The following is a 16,628-nucleotide window of genomic DNA, read 5'->3' as shown; positions in this document are numbered from 1 at the left end:
AAGTCCATTCTCTAACATTTAACTCTTTCTTGCCACCTTTAAACCCACAACAACTACATTTTTGAGAAGTGGGTTCCCATCTATTTATGACTCTAAACTCACGACCATATTTCTCGCACTTAGCCTCAGTTAAAGTTCTAAATTTTCTCCAACCTAAATCACTAATTGCTTTAGCTAATTTACGGTTACGAACCATACCAGAAACATTCAAATCTTCCAGTACAATAGTGTCGTAATTTCTAACTAAATCAGTTGATAACTTGTGTAAAAAATCAGTCCTAATATCTTTAATTTTTCCATGAAGTTTGGCTATTTTTAATCTACGCTTTTCACGACGTTTACTACCTGGTTGAGTCTTAGCAAACTTTCTTTGAAATTTAGCTAACTTTTTGAGGTTTTGTTTTAATGGTTTTGGTGCTTCAAACTTTTCACCATTACTCAAAGTAGCAAATGTGCTGATACCTAAATCAATGCCAATAGAACTGTCAGTTTTAGGCAATGACTCAGGACTAATTTCTACAACAAAACTAGCAAAATAACGACCAGCACTGTCTTTAATTATAGTAACTGAACTAGGTTTAAGCGGCTTAGGTCTTGACCAAACTATTTTAATTTTACCTACTTTTGGCAGATATATTTTATCTTGACCAATCTTGTAATTAGCTCCTACAAATCTAACTGCTTGTCTGGACTTTCTAGTTTTAAATTTAGGAAGTTTAACTTTTATACCTTTTCGCTTAGCAGTACAACTATTAAAGAAATTATTGTAAGCTTGGTCTAAGTCTTTTAAGGATTGCTGTAATGGAGTAGAAGCAACCTCTTTTAGCCAAAGCAATTCTTTCTTGGCTTGAGTTATGAATTGTTTAGTTAAGTCAACATAACTAGGTTTCTTTTGCCCACTAGAATATAGTTGATTACAATATGCTAAACTTTGATTCCAAACATATCGACAACAACCAAATAGTTGATTTAATTTAGTTATTTGTATATGATTTGGATAGATGCGATATTTATATCTAGCTTTCAATGTTTTCGACCTAATTTTTCTCTACTATGTAATTAGCTAATTCTAATTTTTCCTTAGCTTCTTGACTGACAATAAAATCAATAAATTCTTCAGTTACAGAAGTAGATTCAGCAGAAAAAACAATCCCTATAGTTTGGCTAATTTTATATTTACCATTTTGTACATTAACCTTATTAGGAATAGCATTATTAATACTAAGTAAATTAACAGCAAATTCTTTTAGCTCTTCCGAGTTAGGCATAACACCAATACTATAAGGTGTAGTTGCCACAGCTTCAAGAACTTCATCATCTTCTTGAAAAATAATCGCTGTTGATATGACTTGAAGATTTTCTCCTAAAATATTTTCTCGCAAAATCTGCTTTTCTGTTTCATCTTCAGCTATGTCTAATAAAATAATCTTAGCATCAGGTCCTCCTAAATCTTTCCAGTTACTAATTGTACCATTATAGATACCTTGAATTTGCTCCGTACTAAGATTGGAAACTCCTTTGACATTTTCATTAGTAATTAAAACCAAGAAATTTTTTACTATGGGAATGTATTTGAGATTTTCTGGTGTTTCTGCTGTTGTTAATTGCTGACTAATAACTCCAATATTAATTAACCCATCCTTAACACCTCTAATACCGCCACTGCTTTGACTACTAGGCATAAAAGTAAATTCAATGGAGTTATTTTCGTAAGCATCTGCCAATATTTCCATGATAGGATAACCTTCAGAAGAACCACCTATTTTAATTTCTTTCTGCGCAGTTTCTTGGAAGTCGCTATTCCCTGTACAACTCGTCACAGTTGCCACAGTTAATATCCCCATAAATGCAATTAATAAATTTTTGAGTTTCATAATACCAGTCAGACTAATTTTCAAAAAGAATTTTACCAACGAATAATTAAGTGCAATTATAAAGACTTTATCGGAGATATCTCTTTTACAAAAAAGATAATTTACGACCTAAAAAATGGTACTAAAACCATTCATTCTGACTCCTAAAAAATAAATTTATTATGACCAAAAAATAAGGTCTCAAGCCTCCTCTTTTAAGGAGATGAAAAAAAAATCAGGCTTCAGTATTTCAAGCCTCCCTATTCCATAAAGGTACTGATAACTGATAACTGATAACTGAAATGACTCCTGACTCCTAAAAAATATCTAATCTTCCTCAATATACTCTGCCATATTTGGTAATTCTCCGATTTTAGCAGTAAGTAACTGGGGACCAGCAATCACAATTTTTGTTGCACCTTCTTCCACAAGCTCAAATACATATCCCTCTATAGTACGTCTTTCTATTACTTCCTGAGTGTCTAACTCCACATCCTTTCCTTTAGCTTTACGTTTCACCCGTTTCAAAACATCACCAGCTAAAGCACGATAACCTTCCAACATAGAGTTTTGTAGTTTATGCAAAGGATTAGATCCCAACCAACCACTCTGCCCCAATTCACCAATTACATCATGAATTGAGTTATTATTAATAAAAAATACAACTCTCAATTTAGTTTGATTTTTTTGTGCTTCTGAGACTGCTCTCCACATTGCCTTATCATAAGCGTAGGGATTCGCAACCACCAACCAGATACTCATGTCTTACACTCCCAACCCAAATAAAGGCCAATAAAATTTCGCCATTGCCAAGAATATCAAAGTCCCCACTAATTTTAGCAATAAGCCACGCTTAAAAGCTTCAGAAGGCGACACATAACCACTACCCATAATAATGGCCATTACCGGGGTACTGACTGGTAACAGAAAAGCCAAACCCGATGGCAGAGTAATACCCAACGTCATTGCCCTTGGATCTATTCCATATTTAGCCGCCAAAGCAAGTCCAACTGGCATCAAAACTGCCACTGCAGCAGCATTACTCATTCCCTCTGTCAAAAAAGTAATAATCAAAACCATTGCCAGAAAACAAACAAAACCAGAATTAATCCATGAACCTAACAAAATTTCTGCCAATGCTTGTGCTGCTCCTGTATCTCGTAACACCGCACTTAGAGCAATAGCACTACCATACATCAAAAAAATACCCCAGTTAACATCCTCTTCTACTTCCTGCCAACTTGCCAAACCAAAAATGAAACTACACATAACCCCAAAGAAAGCTATTGTATCTAGTCCCCAAGCTTTTCCTTGAAAAATCCATAACAAGACTATTCCAGTCACTAATACCAATGTACCAATTTCTCTGGCTGAAATTGCCCCAAGACTTTTCGATCTAATTGCGAGAAATTTTCGGGCATTAGATAAAGAAACTACTTGACCTTTTCCTATTTGTAATAGTACAAAATAAGAAACTATTAACATCAGCACAACTAAAGGAATAGACCAAATAAACCACTCGGCAAAAGTGATATCGAATTCTTGTTGTGTTGTCCTGCGCAGCACTCCTAATGCTAGAGGCGCCCTAGCTCCCCCCAGTAAAGTTGCAATACCACCAATACCGCAACCCCATCCCAAAGCTAAAAATGCTGCTAGTCCAAAACGTCCACCTGGTTTAGCCCCTGCGGCTTGGACAACTTCTATAACTACTGGGAATAACATGGCCGTGACTGCATAAGAACTAATTACAAAGGACATCAGGGCAGAAAGAATTAAAATAGAAGCAATAAGGGTATTTTGGCTATTACCAAAACGGGAAACTACTGTTAAAGCCAGACGAGTGCTAAGTCCGGAACGTTGAATGGGACTGGCTAGAATAAATGCTCCTAATACAAAGAATACTGCTTTATTGCCGAAATAGGCATAAGTTTCTGTAGGGGTAAGACTGCCACTCAAGGGAATTAAAAATAGTACCATTAAGCCTGTGACTGCTACTGGTAAGGCATTCGTTGCCCACAGGAAAGCTGTCACTCCAAATACTGCTAAGGCTCCTTTTGCTTCTTTTTCTACTCCTGTCATTGGAAACAGAAGAATACCTACATAGATAAGTGCCGCAGCTACAAACCAAAGCCAACGGTACTGAGGTTGACGAAGTATTCGTAACCAATTACGAAGATGTTTGATGTTTTCCATTGATATGAATAATAAGTTTTAACGTAGAGATTTGATTATATAGCGCTACGCGCTAGGGAATAGGAAATAGGGAATAGGAAGGGGTAGTGCAAGGAAGTGTGGGAAGTGTGGGAGGTGTGGGAAGTGTGGGAAGTGTGGGAAGTGTGGGAGGTGTGAGAGGTGTCGGAGGTGTGGGAAGAAATTACAAAACTTATCAGGACTTACGCAGAACCACCATATCTAGTAGTGGCGAGTCGCGACTCGCCACTACAGATGGTGTATGATTTGATATGCGTGGGTAAGTCCTGCTTATGTATCTTCGCCACTACTATGCAGGACTACCAAAAATTAATTTTTATTGAAAATATTTATTGGTAGATTCTTTTTTAGGTAGATTTAGATAATCTTTTTAGTTAATAATTACTTTTATTGCTGATTTAGTATTTACATCTTGGAAAATTAGAGTTACAAGGTAAATGTTCATTTTATCATAGTTAATATCTTAAGTAAATAGATTAATTGAACTTTAAATCCCTTTTTTTAGTCAGAATTTAAACTTTGTTTTTAAGAGGAATTTGTGAATGGAAAATAAGAATCAAACTGGTGTAACAGTATGGTTTACTGGTTTAAGTTGTGCCGGCAAAACCACTCTAAGTTTCGCTGTCGCAGAAGAGTTGCGATCGCTTGGTTATACAGTAGAAATTCTTGATAGTACCGTTGTACGTCAAGATATTGGTAAAAGTTTAGGTTTTAGTAAAGCTGACAGAGATGAAAATATCCGCAGAATTGGCTTTTTAGCACATCTTTTAACTCGTAATAATGTGATTGTTTTAGTATCTGCCATTTCTCCTTATAATGAAGTTCGTTCTGAGGTAAAAAAACGCATTGGTAACTTTATTGAAGTATACGTTAATGCACCTCTAGAAGTTTGTGAAGCACGGGATAAAAAAGGACTTTATCAACTTGCTAGATCGGGAGCAATTAAAGAATTTACTGGTATTGATTTACCTTATGAAGCACCACCTAACCCTGATGTTGAATGTCGCACTGACTTAGAAACAGTCGCAGAAAGTCAAGAAAAAGTTATACTAAAAATGATAAATAATGGTTATTTAAAACCTCGTAATTTTTCTCATAGTAGTGCTTATTTTTTTGATATTTAAAGGAATAAGGAAGGAAGAAAAGAGGTATATTTTTAATTTTGAAATAAAAGGGTAAAACGATATTTTATTGTAGGAGTTTGGTCTCCAAACCCAAGCAGAAATGACATGGATAAAACCATAAGATAGTAGTCTAGTAGGGTGCGTTAGCAAAGCGTAACGCACCGAAATATTTAGCGTAACACACCGAAATATTCAGGTTTGGCGGTGCTGAAAACTGACAAATTCAGACTTCTGAAAGGTTCTCTACTCATTTACAGCACTTTTTAGGATGGTGAGGTACAGTTGAAAACTAATCTCTCTTTCATATTTACTAAAGTGATAAAACTTTGTACTTCACTAACTCCGAAACTGCTGTAAGTACACAATATAGATATAGTCCAGTAGTAGACCGACACATCTAAAATGGTGCGTTACGCTGCGCTAACCCACCCTACTGGACTGACACTTTATAAAAAGAGGTAATTATTAATTATTAATTATTAATTATTAATTATTCCATATAACTTCGTTCTCAACCTTTCTAATTCTGCCTCAATTACCTGATTTTGAGACTTTAATAACTCCAATTCTGTTTTAGAATTATATAACTGACTTCGTAATTTTTCTAACTCTGACTCAACAGTTTGAAGCTGAGGTTTTAATACATTCACTTCATCCTGAGATTGTATGGCAATAGGTCTATATTTTGCTAATTGCTCCTGAAATTGTAATAGTTCAAACTTTAATCTTTCAACCTCATATTCTTCAGAATTAACTTCAAGTTTCTCACCATTATAAATATGATTAACTACCTCTTCTGTCAGCATATTCTTAACTTCTTTAAAATGAATTCTATGTAGAAATGGATCGGAAAGTAAAGGAATATAGTACATACAGTCAGAAAAATAATAATGTGTCACCTGACTATATCTAGTTCGATTTTTATCTAAAACAGGACTGCCTCCATGAAGTAAATTTGCCGCCCAAATTAAAGCTTGCCCTTTCTTGACATAAAGTTCTACTTTTTCTAAACCATTGTGTTCAATTAATGACTGTAAAAACTCTTCATATACAGGATAAATATCATAAGGTTTATTCTGATAACTACCCGTAATTCCCAAATCGTTTAAATCAAAAATTGGTAATTTATGACTACCAGGATAATAATGTAACGGACCGTTATTAGCATCTATATCTTCAAGAGCTATCCAAACTCCACACATAAATCTAGCAGGAACTGAACTAAAATGTATACTGTCACTATGAGTAGATTGTTCGGTACCAAACCTAAAATTTAGGGTTTGAAAAGGAATTGGTTCTCGCTGATAAAGTATTTTTAATAGGTTAATAATTTTGGGAGCAGTGGCAATTTCTTTGACATCTTGATTGAACGTCCAAGCATCTTGAATTCTATCGTAATAAATCCAAGCTGATTCTACTTTGCCTTTGTCTCCATATATGGGAGTTAAATTATTAACTATTCTGTCTATAATTTCTCCAATATTTTCTATGCCTAAATCATCTATAATTACATAGCCTTGTTCTGCAAATTGTTTGACAAATTTTCTAGTTTCATTATCTAAATTTAATTGACTGAAAATTTGTTCAAAAAAAGGTGACTCTACCCAAGGTAGATTCATTACAGGAATAGTCATTTTTGTATCTTTTGTTTGGCTCATCTTTGTTAAAAATAAGGTAAGCATTCAGCAGTCAGCATTCAACTCTCAATTTCATTATCTTGAGAGAAGGAATTGGCATCTTTATGATTTCAACGGATTAAAAGTATGGGTAAAAGCTCATGCTTGCTTCATTTATTAAAAAGCTGAAAGCTGACAGCTAATAGCTGAATGCTTACAAAATAAGACGTAATATCATATCCTTTATAAATAGCTATACCATAAATAATTTTTCGGTCAGTCAGAAAAACTTTATCCTTTTCTAAAAAGCTAGAAAATCATTTATGAGCTACCCAGGTATTTCATTTTTAGTAGTTTTTGAACGAGATGAATTAGATTTTCTAGGCATTACTATCCTCACTATCCTCATTAAATAATGTTTCTAAACTACGATAACCGCTAACAATCCGAACAATGACAATACCTTCATCAGGAGGATAATAAAAGATCATATAATCTTTAACTAAAAACCCCCTTAAATTTAGTCTGATTTGCGAATAGGATTTCCCCATTTTCGGAAAATTAGCAAATCATTTACATTTTTGGCGAATTGCATCAAATAAGTTATTAGTGCAGGATGGCAGAAATAACTGACCAGTTACAAAATCCTAAAAGCCTCACTAAGCAAGACTTTTGAATTTTTAATTTTGAATTCCGCGTAGCGGCACTAGCTGAATAAGGATTATTTTTGGCAAGATAATCACAAATTTCATTAATATCTTTAACTGCATCCTCAGAAAATTGATACTTTGCCATTATTCTAATCCATATTCATTTTTTAACCTAGCTTGTAACTGCTCAAAAACTAATTCTCCATCTTTCACATTTCCTACTAAAATTTGTTCAGTTGCCCTATCAATTTTTTGGCGTAATTCCTTTAGTTGACTATCAACTTCATCACGCTCTTCAGCTAAAATAATGACTTCTACTTTTTGACCTGCTGCAAATGGCAAATCTGATCAAACTAACTGCTGAGGATTATCAATTGTTACATATTTTTTGTAAACATTCATAAGACTAAATTTCAAAAAATAAGGTATCAAATATCCCCTATCCAAGGAGTTCATTAATGGATAATGGATAATGGATAATTACCTCTCCCTTTTAGGGAGAGGATTGACGCGGTAGGGAAAAAATTTATTTCTCTTGGTTGATTGGATATGGCGCCGGTCACCTATCCATCCCATCCTAACGGACTGCTCCGCTTGCCAACCGCTTTTTTCCCCTTGAAAGGGGGAGACTTCAAACCTGAATTATCTAATTGTTTAATTGTTTCGGTGAAAAAAATATTCGATTCAGTATTTCCAACCTCCAAATTCAGCGATCGCTACTGATAATTAATATAGCAATCCGCGCTTATGTTGTAAGATTTTATTGTAGGGGTTTGGTCTCCAAATCCCTTAGCGCTTGGGGAAAGGAGACCAAACCCCTACAGCTTTTTCTCACATCTCATTCCTGATTGCTACAACTGAAATATTGGCGTTGCTGAATTAAGGGATGAATATTAAGTAGGACGGGCATCCTGCCTGTCCAAAAATATCAGGAATGGGCATCTTGCCCATTCCACAAAACTATTAAAATCATCCCGCATTTATGCAACGCCGAAATATTTATTCTTCAATTTGCCACAAATCTTTAATAAGTTCTCCATCCAGAATCTTTTTAGGTCTTAATACTAACAAAGCTTTTCCAAGTAGTTGTATATTAGGCTCCTCATCAAACCACTGCATTACTATTTTACCACCTTGATCTACAATAAAATATCCATCTTCATGCCATTGCCGTTGACTTCTATCTATAATTAATAAAACTTCTTCAGTCGCACCAGGTATAGGAGTAGGCAAGCGATCGCTATCTTCAATTATCGCCACCGGATCTTCTGCTTGCATGACAACTCGCCATCCGGGTATCGCTACCCAAGCACCCGCACCACCAGAAAATTTAACTATTCTAAATGGTTCCACTTCTTCAACAAGAGGTACTGCCTTGAAATCTTCTGTGTTCAACGGTAATTTTCCGACAACAGGTAAAATACGAGGTAACTCTTCTTCTGACTCCATTCGATAAATTGGTAAACGGGGAGCAGGTCTTTGGGAAACAACAGTAAAATCAGTTAATAGTTGTTCGAGCTGTTTTCTAGCTGTTTGAGAATCTGCTAATTTGAGACCTTTAGCAATCAGACGAGACCTGTGTTGTAAATCGTTTTGTTGCCTAGCTTGTTTCCAACATTGATATGCGACTATATCTCCAGGAGAATCAGAAAATCCTTCTGGGATTGTTTTCATCCGAGCAAAATCTTTGATCGCTTTTGCTATATCTTTGGCATCATCAACATCAAGATTATGAGCAACTATAAACTCAGTTGCAATGACTCTTTGCTCCTGAGTTAAAATCCTTAATTCGTAAAGAATATCACTACCCGATCTCTCAAAGCGTGATAGAACATCTGTTCTACTTTGCGGTAGAGCACTTTCCTTAATGTTAGCATTAACAATACTTGTATAAACTTGAGACCCGACTATCACCTGATTTTGCTGTATCGGTTCAAACCCAGTTGCCTCAAATATTTGCTGAGAAGTATATCCAGCTTTTTGTAGAGCAGCACAAGCATTTCCCCACTCTACCCAATTACCTTCTTTACGACGCAGCAAACCAATTAAGTTTTCTGCATCTACTTGATGTATTGATTCTTGTTGCTGGTTAGGGGAGTTTTGTGGTGTTTCAGTCATAATTTATAGCGCACCTTTTTTGTTTGCAAATGAATATACTTTTAAAGAAATAGTCAGCACTCAGCAATCAGCAGAATTTTTTTTGAGATACCCTCGTTTACCTAAACATGAAATCAGGAAAGGAGATTTCAATTCCGACTCAAGCATCCGGCGGTTGGGGTCTAATATCATCAGGACTTAGGCACGCATATCAAATCACACACCATCTCTAGGGGCGAGCAAGCGTAATTACGAGCATTACAAACGGAAATCGCCCCTACTAGATAGCGGTGCGACCCCGCGTCGGCGTCAGACGCAACGTCATATCCCGCGTCAGCGTCAGACGCAAGCGGTGCGACCCCGCGACGACGACAGATCGCTTGCGGAACGCGCACCAAGAGAGGGAGGATCTGCGTAAGTCCTGTTCTACAATTAGAGCTGGCTGAATAAATCTCAAAGCATTTACAGGTAAAGGTTTTAGACTTTAATGGTCTGAAATTCCTTGGTTTTCAGCTCTTCATCAAAATGCATGGAGCATATTTTGGGCGAGAGTAGGGGAAAAAAGTTCTCCCGTAGGGACGTTCGCATTTTTGTTATGCAACGTCCCTACCTAGTACGGACGTTCGCATTTTTGTTATGCAACGTCCCTACCTACTCCCCTACTCCCCTACTCCCCCGCTCCCCTACTCCTTAAAAAAGACTTTTTCAGCAAACCCTAATTACTTGTTGTTTATTTGGGCATTGCATAATTGTGGGATGATTTTGTCGCTCAAGGAGCAAGCATAATCCACGCGTCTGAGCGTCTGAGCGTCCCCGTGTCCGCCTCAATCATCCCAGTATTCAGCAACGCCTTTATTTGGGTGTAGCTCAGTCTTAAATCCCACTAATCATACTACAGATAATTGGTAATCATTACAGATTCTACCAGATTACAGCAAACAGTTTCCAGCGCTAGTAACATGAAATTACTCGCGAAATTTTTGCCATAGTCTCACTATGCTATAGTAATTAATATGGCCTAGAGTTATTCTAGAGTTATTCTAGAGTTATTTTAGGGTTAATTAAAAGTGCAACTGGCTTACAGTAGCACTAGATATCTAGATAATTATTTAAAAGTAGATATTTCTTCATAATTTATCAATAAAATTAGTATTATGCTACTTTAGAGGTACAATTGAGGAGGTTTGTTTGGATGGAAGCAATTCCTCAACAGTTAGATAGCATTAGAAGTCAACTGATGAGCCTAACGAAAAAAATGAAACCTAAAATGCTGGTAGTAGATGATGAACCAGATAATTTGGACTTACTCTACCGGACCTTCCGACGAGATTTTAGTGTTCTCAAAGCTGAAAGTGGGATTCAGGCGTTGGAAATTTTGGCCTTAGAGGGAGAAGTGGCTATTATTATATCCGATCAACGGATGCCAGAAATGAAGGGCACAGAATTTTTAAGTAAAACTTTGCCCCAGTTCCCTAATACAGTCAGAATTATTCTTACCGGATTTACTGATATAGAAGATTTGGTAGAGGCGATAAATTCTGGACAGGTTTATAAGTATATTACTAAGCCTTGGGACCCAAAAGAACTCAAGGTAGTGGTAGAAAAGGCTGCACAAACTTATGAAGTTTTGAATGAGCGTACCGAAAACCTGGAAAAGTCTCAAACTCAATTGGATTTGTTGAACACTGTTGTCCATGTTTCTCAGAAGTCTGGGAACATGGAAGAAGCTTTGGCACAAATTGCATCTATATATAGTGAAACTTTTTCGGCAGATGTGTGTATCTTACAGTTGGTTGAGGATAATAGTTTAAGCTCAATTCAAGGCTCTAGTAGTAGAGTGGGCAAGGTAGATAACTGGTTGGTTAACGATCCTCTAGCAATGGAAGCGATCGCTTCTGGGGATGTACAATCTGTGATGAATGTTTCAAAAGATACTAAGCTTTCTGATGTTTCACATTATCAAACTTCAGGAATAGAAGCTCATATTGTGATTCCAATTTCCCATCGCCAAAAACTTCTGGCCTTAATGTCACTACAATGGCAACAACCCAGTACATTACGCCCAGAAGAACTGAGTACAATTAATGTCTCAGCTCAATTATTAGCATTGACTTTGAATAGCTTTGAATAGCTTGAAAGTGAAAATTTTGACTTAATTTTATGATTGATGATTCCACAGAAGTTAAGGCCATATTTAACAAAATTGCCCCAGTTTATGATCAACTGAATGATTTATTAAGTTTGGGAATACATAAAATCTGGAAGCAAATGGCTGTAATGTGGAGTGATCCTAATTATGGCTCTACTTGTCTAGATTTGTGTTGTGGTAGTGGCGATCTGGCTTATCTACTGGCCAAGTCTGTTGGCAGTAAAGGTCAGGTCTTTGGGGTCGATTTTTCTGTGGAGCAGTTGGCGATCGCTCGTAACCGCCAACCACCTTTATTAGATAAGATTAGTCCTATTCATTGGGTTGAGGCTGATGCTTTGAGTTTACCTTTTGCTGATAATTATTTCGATTGTGCTACGATGGGATATGGCCTCCGTAATGTCTCGGATATTCCCCTTTGTTTGCAAGAGTTATATCGGGTCTTGAAACCTAATGCTAAGGCAGCTATTCTAGATATGCATTGTCCCAGTAATTCAGCTATAAGATGGTTTCAAAAGTGGTATCTAGATACGGTTGTAGTTCCTGTGGCTCGTAATTTGGGGTTAACTAAGGAATACGCTTATATTAGTCCTAGTTTAACCAAATTTCCCACAGGCATAAAGCAAATAGAGCTAGCATATAAAGCAAAATTTGTAAAGGCCAAACATTACCCTATGCTTGGGGGTATGATGGGAATATTAGTAATTACAAAATAATTTTTCCTAAGTTATTTTAGTGACTAAAGGAAAGAAAAAAATAGGCCAAGTCATTTCAGTTATCAGTTAGTAGTGACACAACGCGCGAAGTGTCAGTACATCAGTTATCAGTACCTCCTGCTGTTTGCGCAGCATGACCTAGGAAACCAGGAGGCTTGAAAATACAGAATTGAACTTTTTTTGATCCTCTTGAAAGAGGAGGCTTGAAACCCAAATTTATTAGTTTAACTATTAGTTCTACAAAGAAAAATAGTTTGAATTAGACTACTCTTCTAAGTGAAGTAAATAAAATTATGAGAATTAGACTAGCAAATTTTTTTTAAAACTGCGTTGTTCCATTTACACTAACTATCTTCAGATAAATACCCCCCTTTTAACAAAGTCAGAATTCAGAAGTTGTTTTTATAACGGGGATTTGAGCAATGCTCGAATTGTTGTTAATTTTAATATATGTTTTTTTTCAGAATGGCTTTACCGAAGTTAACTTCAGTTGCTCAAAAATTACTTAATCTAGCATTATTTCCTGTACAGTGGTTTACTCATACTGAATCCTTTAGATAATTACTTCTAACTAAAGGAAGGGAATTTATTAGTTAGTTAGAGATACAATGTTATTACACCAAACTTACTTACTTCTAATTACTTTATTTATGGTAAATTAGCATAGTCCAGCTAAAGGTGTCAAGCCTAAACGGCTGCCTTGTTTTTATCTCCGTTCCGACTCCGTTCAGACACAGACGGGGTTTTCAACTTTGCTTTTAGGTAATCAAAATTGTCTAATATCTGGATTTATTTTGTACCACCAATTGCAGGTGGAATTATTGGCTATTTCACTAATGATATAGCTATAAAAATGCTATTTCGTCCTTATCGTCCTTATTATATTTTTAGGCGAAAGCTACCCTTTACTCCTGGGTTAATTCCTGCTAATCAAGAACGTTTAGCAAAACGAGTTGCTGATACTATCATGGGTTCTTTGTTAACTCCTTCAGAGTTGCAAAATTTAGCACGTCGTTTATTACAAACTGAACGGATAGAGGCAGCTATTCTTTGGCTGCTGAGAATGTCTTTAGAACAATTAAAACTCAATACAAATACTAAAAGTACCAAAATTCTGGCAAGTATTCTGCGCGATTTATTAGGTGAATCTTTGCCACGACTTCTTAAAGTTTGGGCGAAGAGAGAAGATTTTTTAGAAGCTCAACTCAACCAAATTTTTGACCAGATTTTACTAGAGTTTCAACTAACTGAAATGCAGGCAGCTCAACTATCAGATTGGCTGCTTAAAGCTGTTCTACCACCAGATGTATTGAGACAGACTTTAATTGATTTTCTCACAGATCAAAATATTTCCATTATTGATGAAGGTTTTCGTGAAAAAGCTAGTGGTACTTATTGGGTAGTAGCTAATTTGTTTGGGCTGCGTAATACTTTAACTAGGTTAAGGACTTTTTGTTTGGATGAGAGAGAGCTAACTAATCAACGCTTAACGGAATTAATTACTGCATTAGGTGTTAAAGAAAGAATTCAGGAATGGTTACACAATCTTTCGATGCAAAATTTACCTGTTTCTACGGTACGCCAGTTAAGAAATACAATGCGGGATAGTGTACGTTTATATCTACAAGAACGTGGTGCCGATCTGATTCAAGCTTTAAGTTTATCTGTTGATTGGGAGCATATTGCGGATTTAATTATTAATCGTTTACAAACCTCTTCAATAATGAATAGTTCTTTGGAGTTAGTGAGTCAAGAATTAGCTTTGATTTTAGAGCGTTATTTGGAGCAAGATTTAGAAAATATTGTCGCTATGGCAATTCCTATTTTAGATATAGATCAAGTGATTATTGACCGTATCAACGGTACTTCTTCTGAAGAATTGGAAGTTGCTGTTAATGTAATTGTTAAAAATGAATTGCAAGCTATTGTTAATTTGGGTGGAGTTTTAGGTATTGTTATTGGTTCGTTGCAGACGATTATGTTGTTGCTACAAAGGTGAGTTAAATAATTAATAATTAATAATTAATAATTAACAATTAATAATTACCTCTTCTTATAAAAAAGAGGATTAGGTTAAAAGGAATTTTTTTCTTCTCAAGTTGGTTGATTGGATGTGGCGTACTTTGGAGCCGCTCTACAAGATGAGGGAAACCTGACCATATCATTCTACCCCACATTCTGCACTTCAAGTTATAGCATTAAAAGTAGTATAATAATCGCGATTTTAGTAAGTATTTATACTGAAGAAATCATCTTAAATTGACCTTTCTGTTAAGTCAAATTCTCAGTCAAATGAAATATAAATACTCGATGGAGCCAGGTAATGAGCTAGAATCATTCCCTACTGACTACTTGGACTTGATATTACATTTTGAAGTGCGGAATGTAGGTTTAAAGCCTCCCCTTTTAAGGGGATAATAAATAAAAATTTTCATAATTAGTCAATCCTCTTCTTTTCAAGGAGAGGTAATTATTAATTATTCATTATTAATTATTAATTGTTGAAACTATGCCAACTCCAAACTCAAACAATTCTCATACTCAAAGTAAACTCGATCCAGAAAAATATGCTCGCCTTAAAGCTGAACTAGATGCTCCTTATCGAGGATTACGAAAATTTCTCTATGTGGCTTTCGGAGCTTCTGGTTTTATTGGAGCTTTTATTTCTTTCACAAGAATTATCGCCGGCCAAAATATCAATTCTGCTTTTCCTAATTTTGCTTTACAAGTAGGAGTTATGGCCTTGATGATTTGGCTGTTTCGTTTAGAGTCATAAGCTAGTGCCGCTACGCGGAATTCAAAATTCAAAATTCAAAATTCAAAAGTCTTCCTTAGTAAGGCTTTTAGGATGCATGTAACTACAAATTGTTATTTCTGCCATCCTACACTAGGACTTTTACTATGCGCTATGTACTAGATGAAATGCAGTAGTGATAAGTCCCATTATCGCCCTTCTACCCTATGTAATAAAAGTTTACATTTAGCAATAAGGATATATATTTGGCCATAAAAATATAAAAAATAAAGAAAATATTACGAAATCAGCGATCCCTGTTAAGTTATTGTCAAATAGTATATGCAAATCAATTGAGGTCAGCTTATATAAAGACCTTAAATCTTAATTGGGGTTAACTAATATAAAAACCCTAAATATAATAAACCTAGTTTTTTAAAGCAAAATGCCTAGTTCTACAAATATAGAACTAGACATTTTGCAATTTACTACCGTTTTAATATTTAATAATTATGGCATTATAGCCAAATTCAAAAACTAATCAAGAAATTTGTAACATAACTTACTTTTTTTTAGTAAGCTAGTGTCTCCAGAGTTTCTCGTAAATACAAACTAACTTGTCGATCTAAAGGTATATTCTGCTGCTCATTACTATTAACTTTACGCTCTAATTGCCATCTTTGAAATCCTGAAGTTAAAGCGATCGCCTGCTTCAAGCCATCCCAAATTTGAGGTTCTGCCTCATTTTTTGTAATTAGTTGAGCTGAATTATTTTTCCAGGAAGTAGCATTAAAATTACTCATAACATTTACCTGATTAATTAAGGACACACTTTTCGTGCTGAAGTTGCCAATATTTCAGCTTCTTCTTTATTTAAAGATAACTCACTAACTACAAACCAAGTATTCCGATCCGATTATATATGTCACCAAATCTTAACTTTTAGATTCGATATTTACTAAAAAAAATCAATTTGAAAAAATAATATTAGAAATAACTAGAAGTTTTGAAAGGTTTTAGGCATTATTTTTAGAAAAATGAATATTATCTCTTACTTTAAGAAATACTATGTAGGATATTCCTATGGACTTCCTACCTCCTAGCTCCTGAATCTAGACTTCTAGCAAAAATAACTATTTATAGCAAACATTTATCGCTGCTAGTATTGTAAAGTTTGATTAATTTTATAGAAAAACATAGGAAAACAACTAAAAATATCTTAGACTGAGAAAGGATTGCAGAACAGCTCGTTAAATGTTTACAGGAGGGATAATACAGTTAGTAGAACGTACTATTATTAAAAAAAATAATCTGGTGTCAAATACAATGAGTCATGTCAATGTTCGTTTAAATACCGATAAGAAAAGTAGTCCCAAACGCTTTTAGCAATGGGATAGAGGGTGTTGTAGTTCACCCCGTTAAGGTAACACTTAATTAAAACACTTGTCTAGGAATATTTTTCTATAGATTTAGTAACTATT

15 protein-coding genes and 1 pseudogene are annotated in these 16,628 nt (G+C 35.3%); 6 read left to right on the top strand and 10 right to left on the bottom strand.

Annotated features, from left to right (window positions below):
• The 4 genes from F6K40_RS31315 to F6K40_RS31300 form a co-directional block, all read right to left on the bottom strand.
• Positions 1 to 1,027, bottom strand: a 1,027-nt coding sequence (locus F6K40_RS31315; protein ID WP_293141652.1) for an RNA-guided endonuclease InsQ/TnpB family protein, incomplete at its 3' end; no start/stop codon positions are given.
• 10 nt (positions 1,028 to 1,037) lie between these two features.
• Positions 1,038 to 1,898, bottom strand: coding sequence for a substrate-binding domain-containing protein (locus F6K40_RS31310; RefSeq protein ID WP_293141650.1), 861 nt, complete (start codon positions 1,896 to 1,898; stop codon positions 1,038 to 1,040).
• Positions 1,899 to 2,180: 282 nt separating this feature from the next.
• Positions 2,181 to 2,615 (bottom strand): hypothetical protein, encoded by a 435-nt coding sequence (locus F6K40_RS31305; protein ID WP_293141648.1) that lies wholly within the window; start codon positions 2,613 to 2,615, stop codon positions 2,181 to 2,183.
• 3 nt (positions 2,616 to 2,618) lie between these two features.
• Positions 2,619 to 4,046 (bottom strand): SLC13 family permease, encoded by a 1,428-nt coding sequence (locus F6K40_RS31300; protein WP_293141646.1) that lies wholly within the window; start codon positions 4,044 to 4,046, stop codon positions 2,619 to 2,621.
• An 86-nt stretch (positions 4,047 to 4,132) separates the two neighbouring features.
• Between F6K40_RS31300 and F6K40_RS31295 the strand changes: the two genes are divergently transcribed.
• A complete protein-coding gene (locus F6K40_RS31295; RefSeq protein ID WP_293141644.1) occupies positions 4,133 to 4,309 on the top strand; it encodes a hypothetical protein in 177 nt (58 codons plus the stop codon).
• A gap of 297 nt (positions 4,310 to 4,606) precedes the next feature.
• A complete protein-coding gene (gene cysC, locus F6K40_RS31290; RefSeq protein ID WP_293141642.1) occupies positions 4,607 to 5,188 on the top strand; it encodes an adenylyl-sulfate kinase in 582 nt (193 codons plus the stop codon).
• Positions 5,189 to 5,667: 479 nt separating this feature from the next.
• Here the strand turns inward: cysC and F6K40_RS31285 are convergent, their stop codons facing one another.
• From F6K40_RS31285 to F6K40_RS31265, 5 genes and pseudogenes are all read right to left on the bottom strand, one after another.
• A complete protein-coding gene (locus F6K40_RS31285) occupies positions 5,668 to 6,846 on the bottom strand; it encodes a phytanoyl-CoA dioxygenase family protein (protein WP_293141640.1) in 1,179 nt (392 codons plus the stop codon).
• A gap of 338 nt (positions 6,847 to 7,184) precedes the next feature.
• Positions 7,185 to 7,358 (bottom strand): annotated as a pseudogene (locus tag F6K40_RS41475) (type II toxin-antitoxin system RelE/ParE family toxin); the annotation flags it as partial.
• A 52-nt stretch (positions 7,359 to 7,410) separates the two neighbouring features.
• Positions 7,411 to 7,599 carry a hypothetical protein gene (locus F6K40_RS31275; RefSeq protein ID WP_293141638.1) on the bottom strand — a complete coding sequence of 63 codons (189 nt, stop codon included), beginning with the start codon at positions 7,597 to 7,599 and terminating at the stop codon, positions 7,411 to 7,413.
• Positions 7,599 to 7,796 (bottom strand): peptide chain release factor 3, encoded by a 198-nt coding sequence (locus tag F6K40_RS31270; RefSeq protein WP_293141636.1) that lies wholly within the window; start codon positions 7,794 to 7,796, stop codon positions 7,599 to 7,601. The genes F6K40_RS31275 and F6K40_RS31270 overlap by 1 nt, the downstream gene beginning before the upstream one ends.
• A gap of 657 nt (positions 7,797 to 8,453) precedes the next feature.
• Positions 8,454 to 9,572, bottom strand: coding sequence for a RuBisCO accumulation factor 1 (locus F6K40_RS31265; protein WP_293141634.1), 1,119 nt, complete (start codon positions 9,570 to 9,572; stop codon positions 8,454 to 8,456).
• Between the two features lie 1,171 nt (positions 9,573 to 10,743).
• Here F6K40_RS31265 and F6K40_RS31260 point away from each other — a divergent pair.
• From F6K40_RS31260 to F6K40_RS31245, 4 genes are all read left to right on the top strand, one after another.
• Positions 10,744 to 11,682, top strand: a complete 939-nt coding sequence (locus tag F6K40_RS31260; protein WP_293141632.1) for a response regulator — start codon at positions 10,744 to 10,746, stop codon at positions 11,680 to 11,682.
• A 29-nt stretch (positions 11,683 to 11,711) separates the two neighbouring features.
• Entirely contained in the window at positions 11,712 to 12,413 is a 702-nt protein-coding gene (ubiE, locus tag F6K40_RS31255; protein ID WP_293141630.1) for a bifunctional demethylmenaquinone methyltransferase/2-methoxy-6-polyprenyl-1,4-benzoquinol methylase UbiE, read from the top strand.
• Between the two features lie 772 nt (positions 12,414 to 13,185).
• The gene (locus F6K40_RS31250) at positions 13,186 to 14,412 is read left to right on the top strand and encodes a DUF445 domain-containing protein (protein WP_293141628.1); all 1,227 of its coding nucleotides are present in this window, start codon (positions 13,186 to 13,188) and stop codon (positions 14,410 to 14,412) included.
• Positions 14,413 to 14,922: 510 nt separating this feature from the next.
• Positions 14,923 to 15,189: a DUF3493 domain-containing protein gene (locus F6K40_RS31245; protein WP_293141626.1), complete on the top strand. Its 267-nt coding sequence runs from the start codon at positions 14,923 to 14,925 to the stop codon at positions 15,187 to 15,189.
• Between the two features lie 530 nt (positions 15,190 to 15,719).
• Here the strand turns inward: F6K40_RS31245 and F6K40_RS31240 are convergent.
• Positions 15,720 to 15,950 (bottom strand): hypothetical protein, encoded by a 231-nt coding sequence (locus F6K40_RS31240; RefSeq protein ID WP_293141624.1) that lies wholly within the window; start codon positions 15,948 to 15,950, stop codon positions 15,720 to 15,722.
• Positions 15,951 to 16,628: the final 678 nt, after the last annotated feature.

Origin of the sequence: Okeania sp. SIO3I5, assembly GCF_010672085.1 — a bacterium.
In the GTDB taxonomy this organism is placed as follows: domain Bacteria; phylum Cyanobacteriota; class Cyanobacteriia; order Cyanobacteriales; family Microcoleaceae; genus Trichodesmium.
The sequence above is the reverse complement of the archived record's forward strand: the minus strand, read 5'-3'. Positions and strand labels throughout refer to the sequence as shown.

What these genes read in the sequence shown, in the direction of transcription:
- F6K40_RS31305 (WP_293141648.1), bottom strand. Translation starts at nt 2,615, where the DNA reads ATGAGTATCTGGTTGGTGGTTGCGAATCCCTACGCTTATGATAAGGCA.
- F6K40_RS31300 (WP_293141646.1), bottom strand. Translation starts at nt 4,046, where the DNA reads ATGGAAAACATCAAACATCTTCGTAATTGGTTACGAATACTTCGTCAA.
- cysC (WP_293141642.1), top strand. Translation starts at nt 4,607, where the DNA reads ATGGAAAATAAGAATCAAACTGGTGTAACAGTATGGTTTACTGGTTTA.
- F6K40_RS31285 (WP_293141640.1), bottom strand. Translation starts at nt 6,846, where the DNA reads ATGAGCCAAACAAAAGATACAAAAATGACTATTCCTGTAATGAATCTA.
- F6K40_RS31275 (WP_293141638.1), bottom strand. Translation starts at nt 7,599, where the DNA reads ATGGCAAAGTATCAATTTTCTGAGGATGCAGTTAAAGATATTAATGAA.
- F6K40_RS31265 (WP_293141634.1), bottom strand. Translation starts at nt 9,572, where the DNA reads ATGACTGAAACACCACAAAACTCCCCTAACCAGCAACAAGAATCAATA.
- F6K40_RS31260 (WP_293141632.1), top strand. Translation starts at nt 10,744, where the DNA reads ATGGAAGCAATTCCTCAACAGTTAGATAGCATTAGAAGTCAACTGATG.
- ubiE (WP_293141630.1), top strand. Translation starts at nt 11,712, where the DNA reads ATGATTGATGATTCCACAGAAGTTAAGGCCATATTTAACAAAATTGCC.
- F6K40_RS31245 (WP_293141626.1), top strand. Translation starts at nt 14,923, where the DNA reads ATGCCAACTCCAAACTCAAACAATTCTCATACTCAAAGTAAACTCGAT.
- F6K40_RS31240 (WP_293141624.1), bottom strand. Translation starts at nt 15,950, where the DNA reads ATGAGTAATTTTAATGCTACTTCCTGGAAAAATAATTCAGCTCAACTA.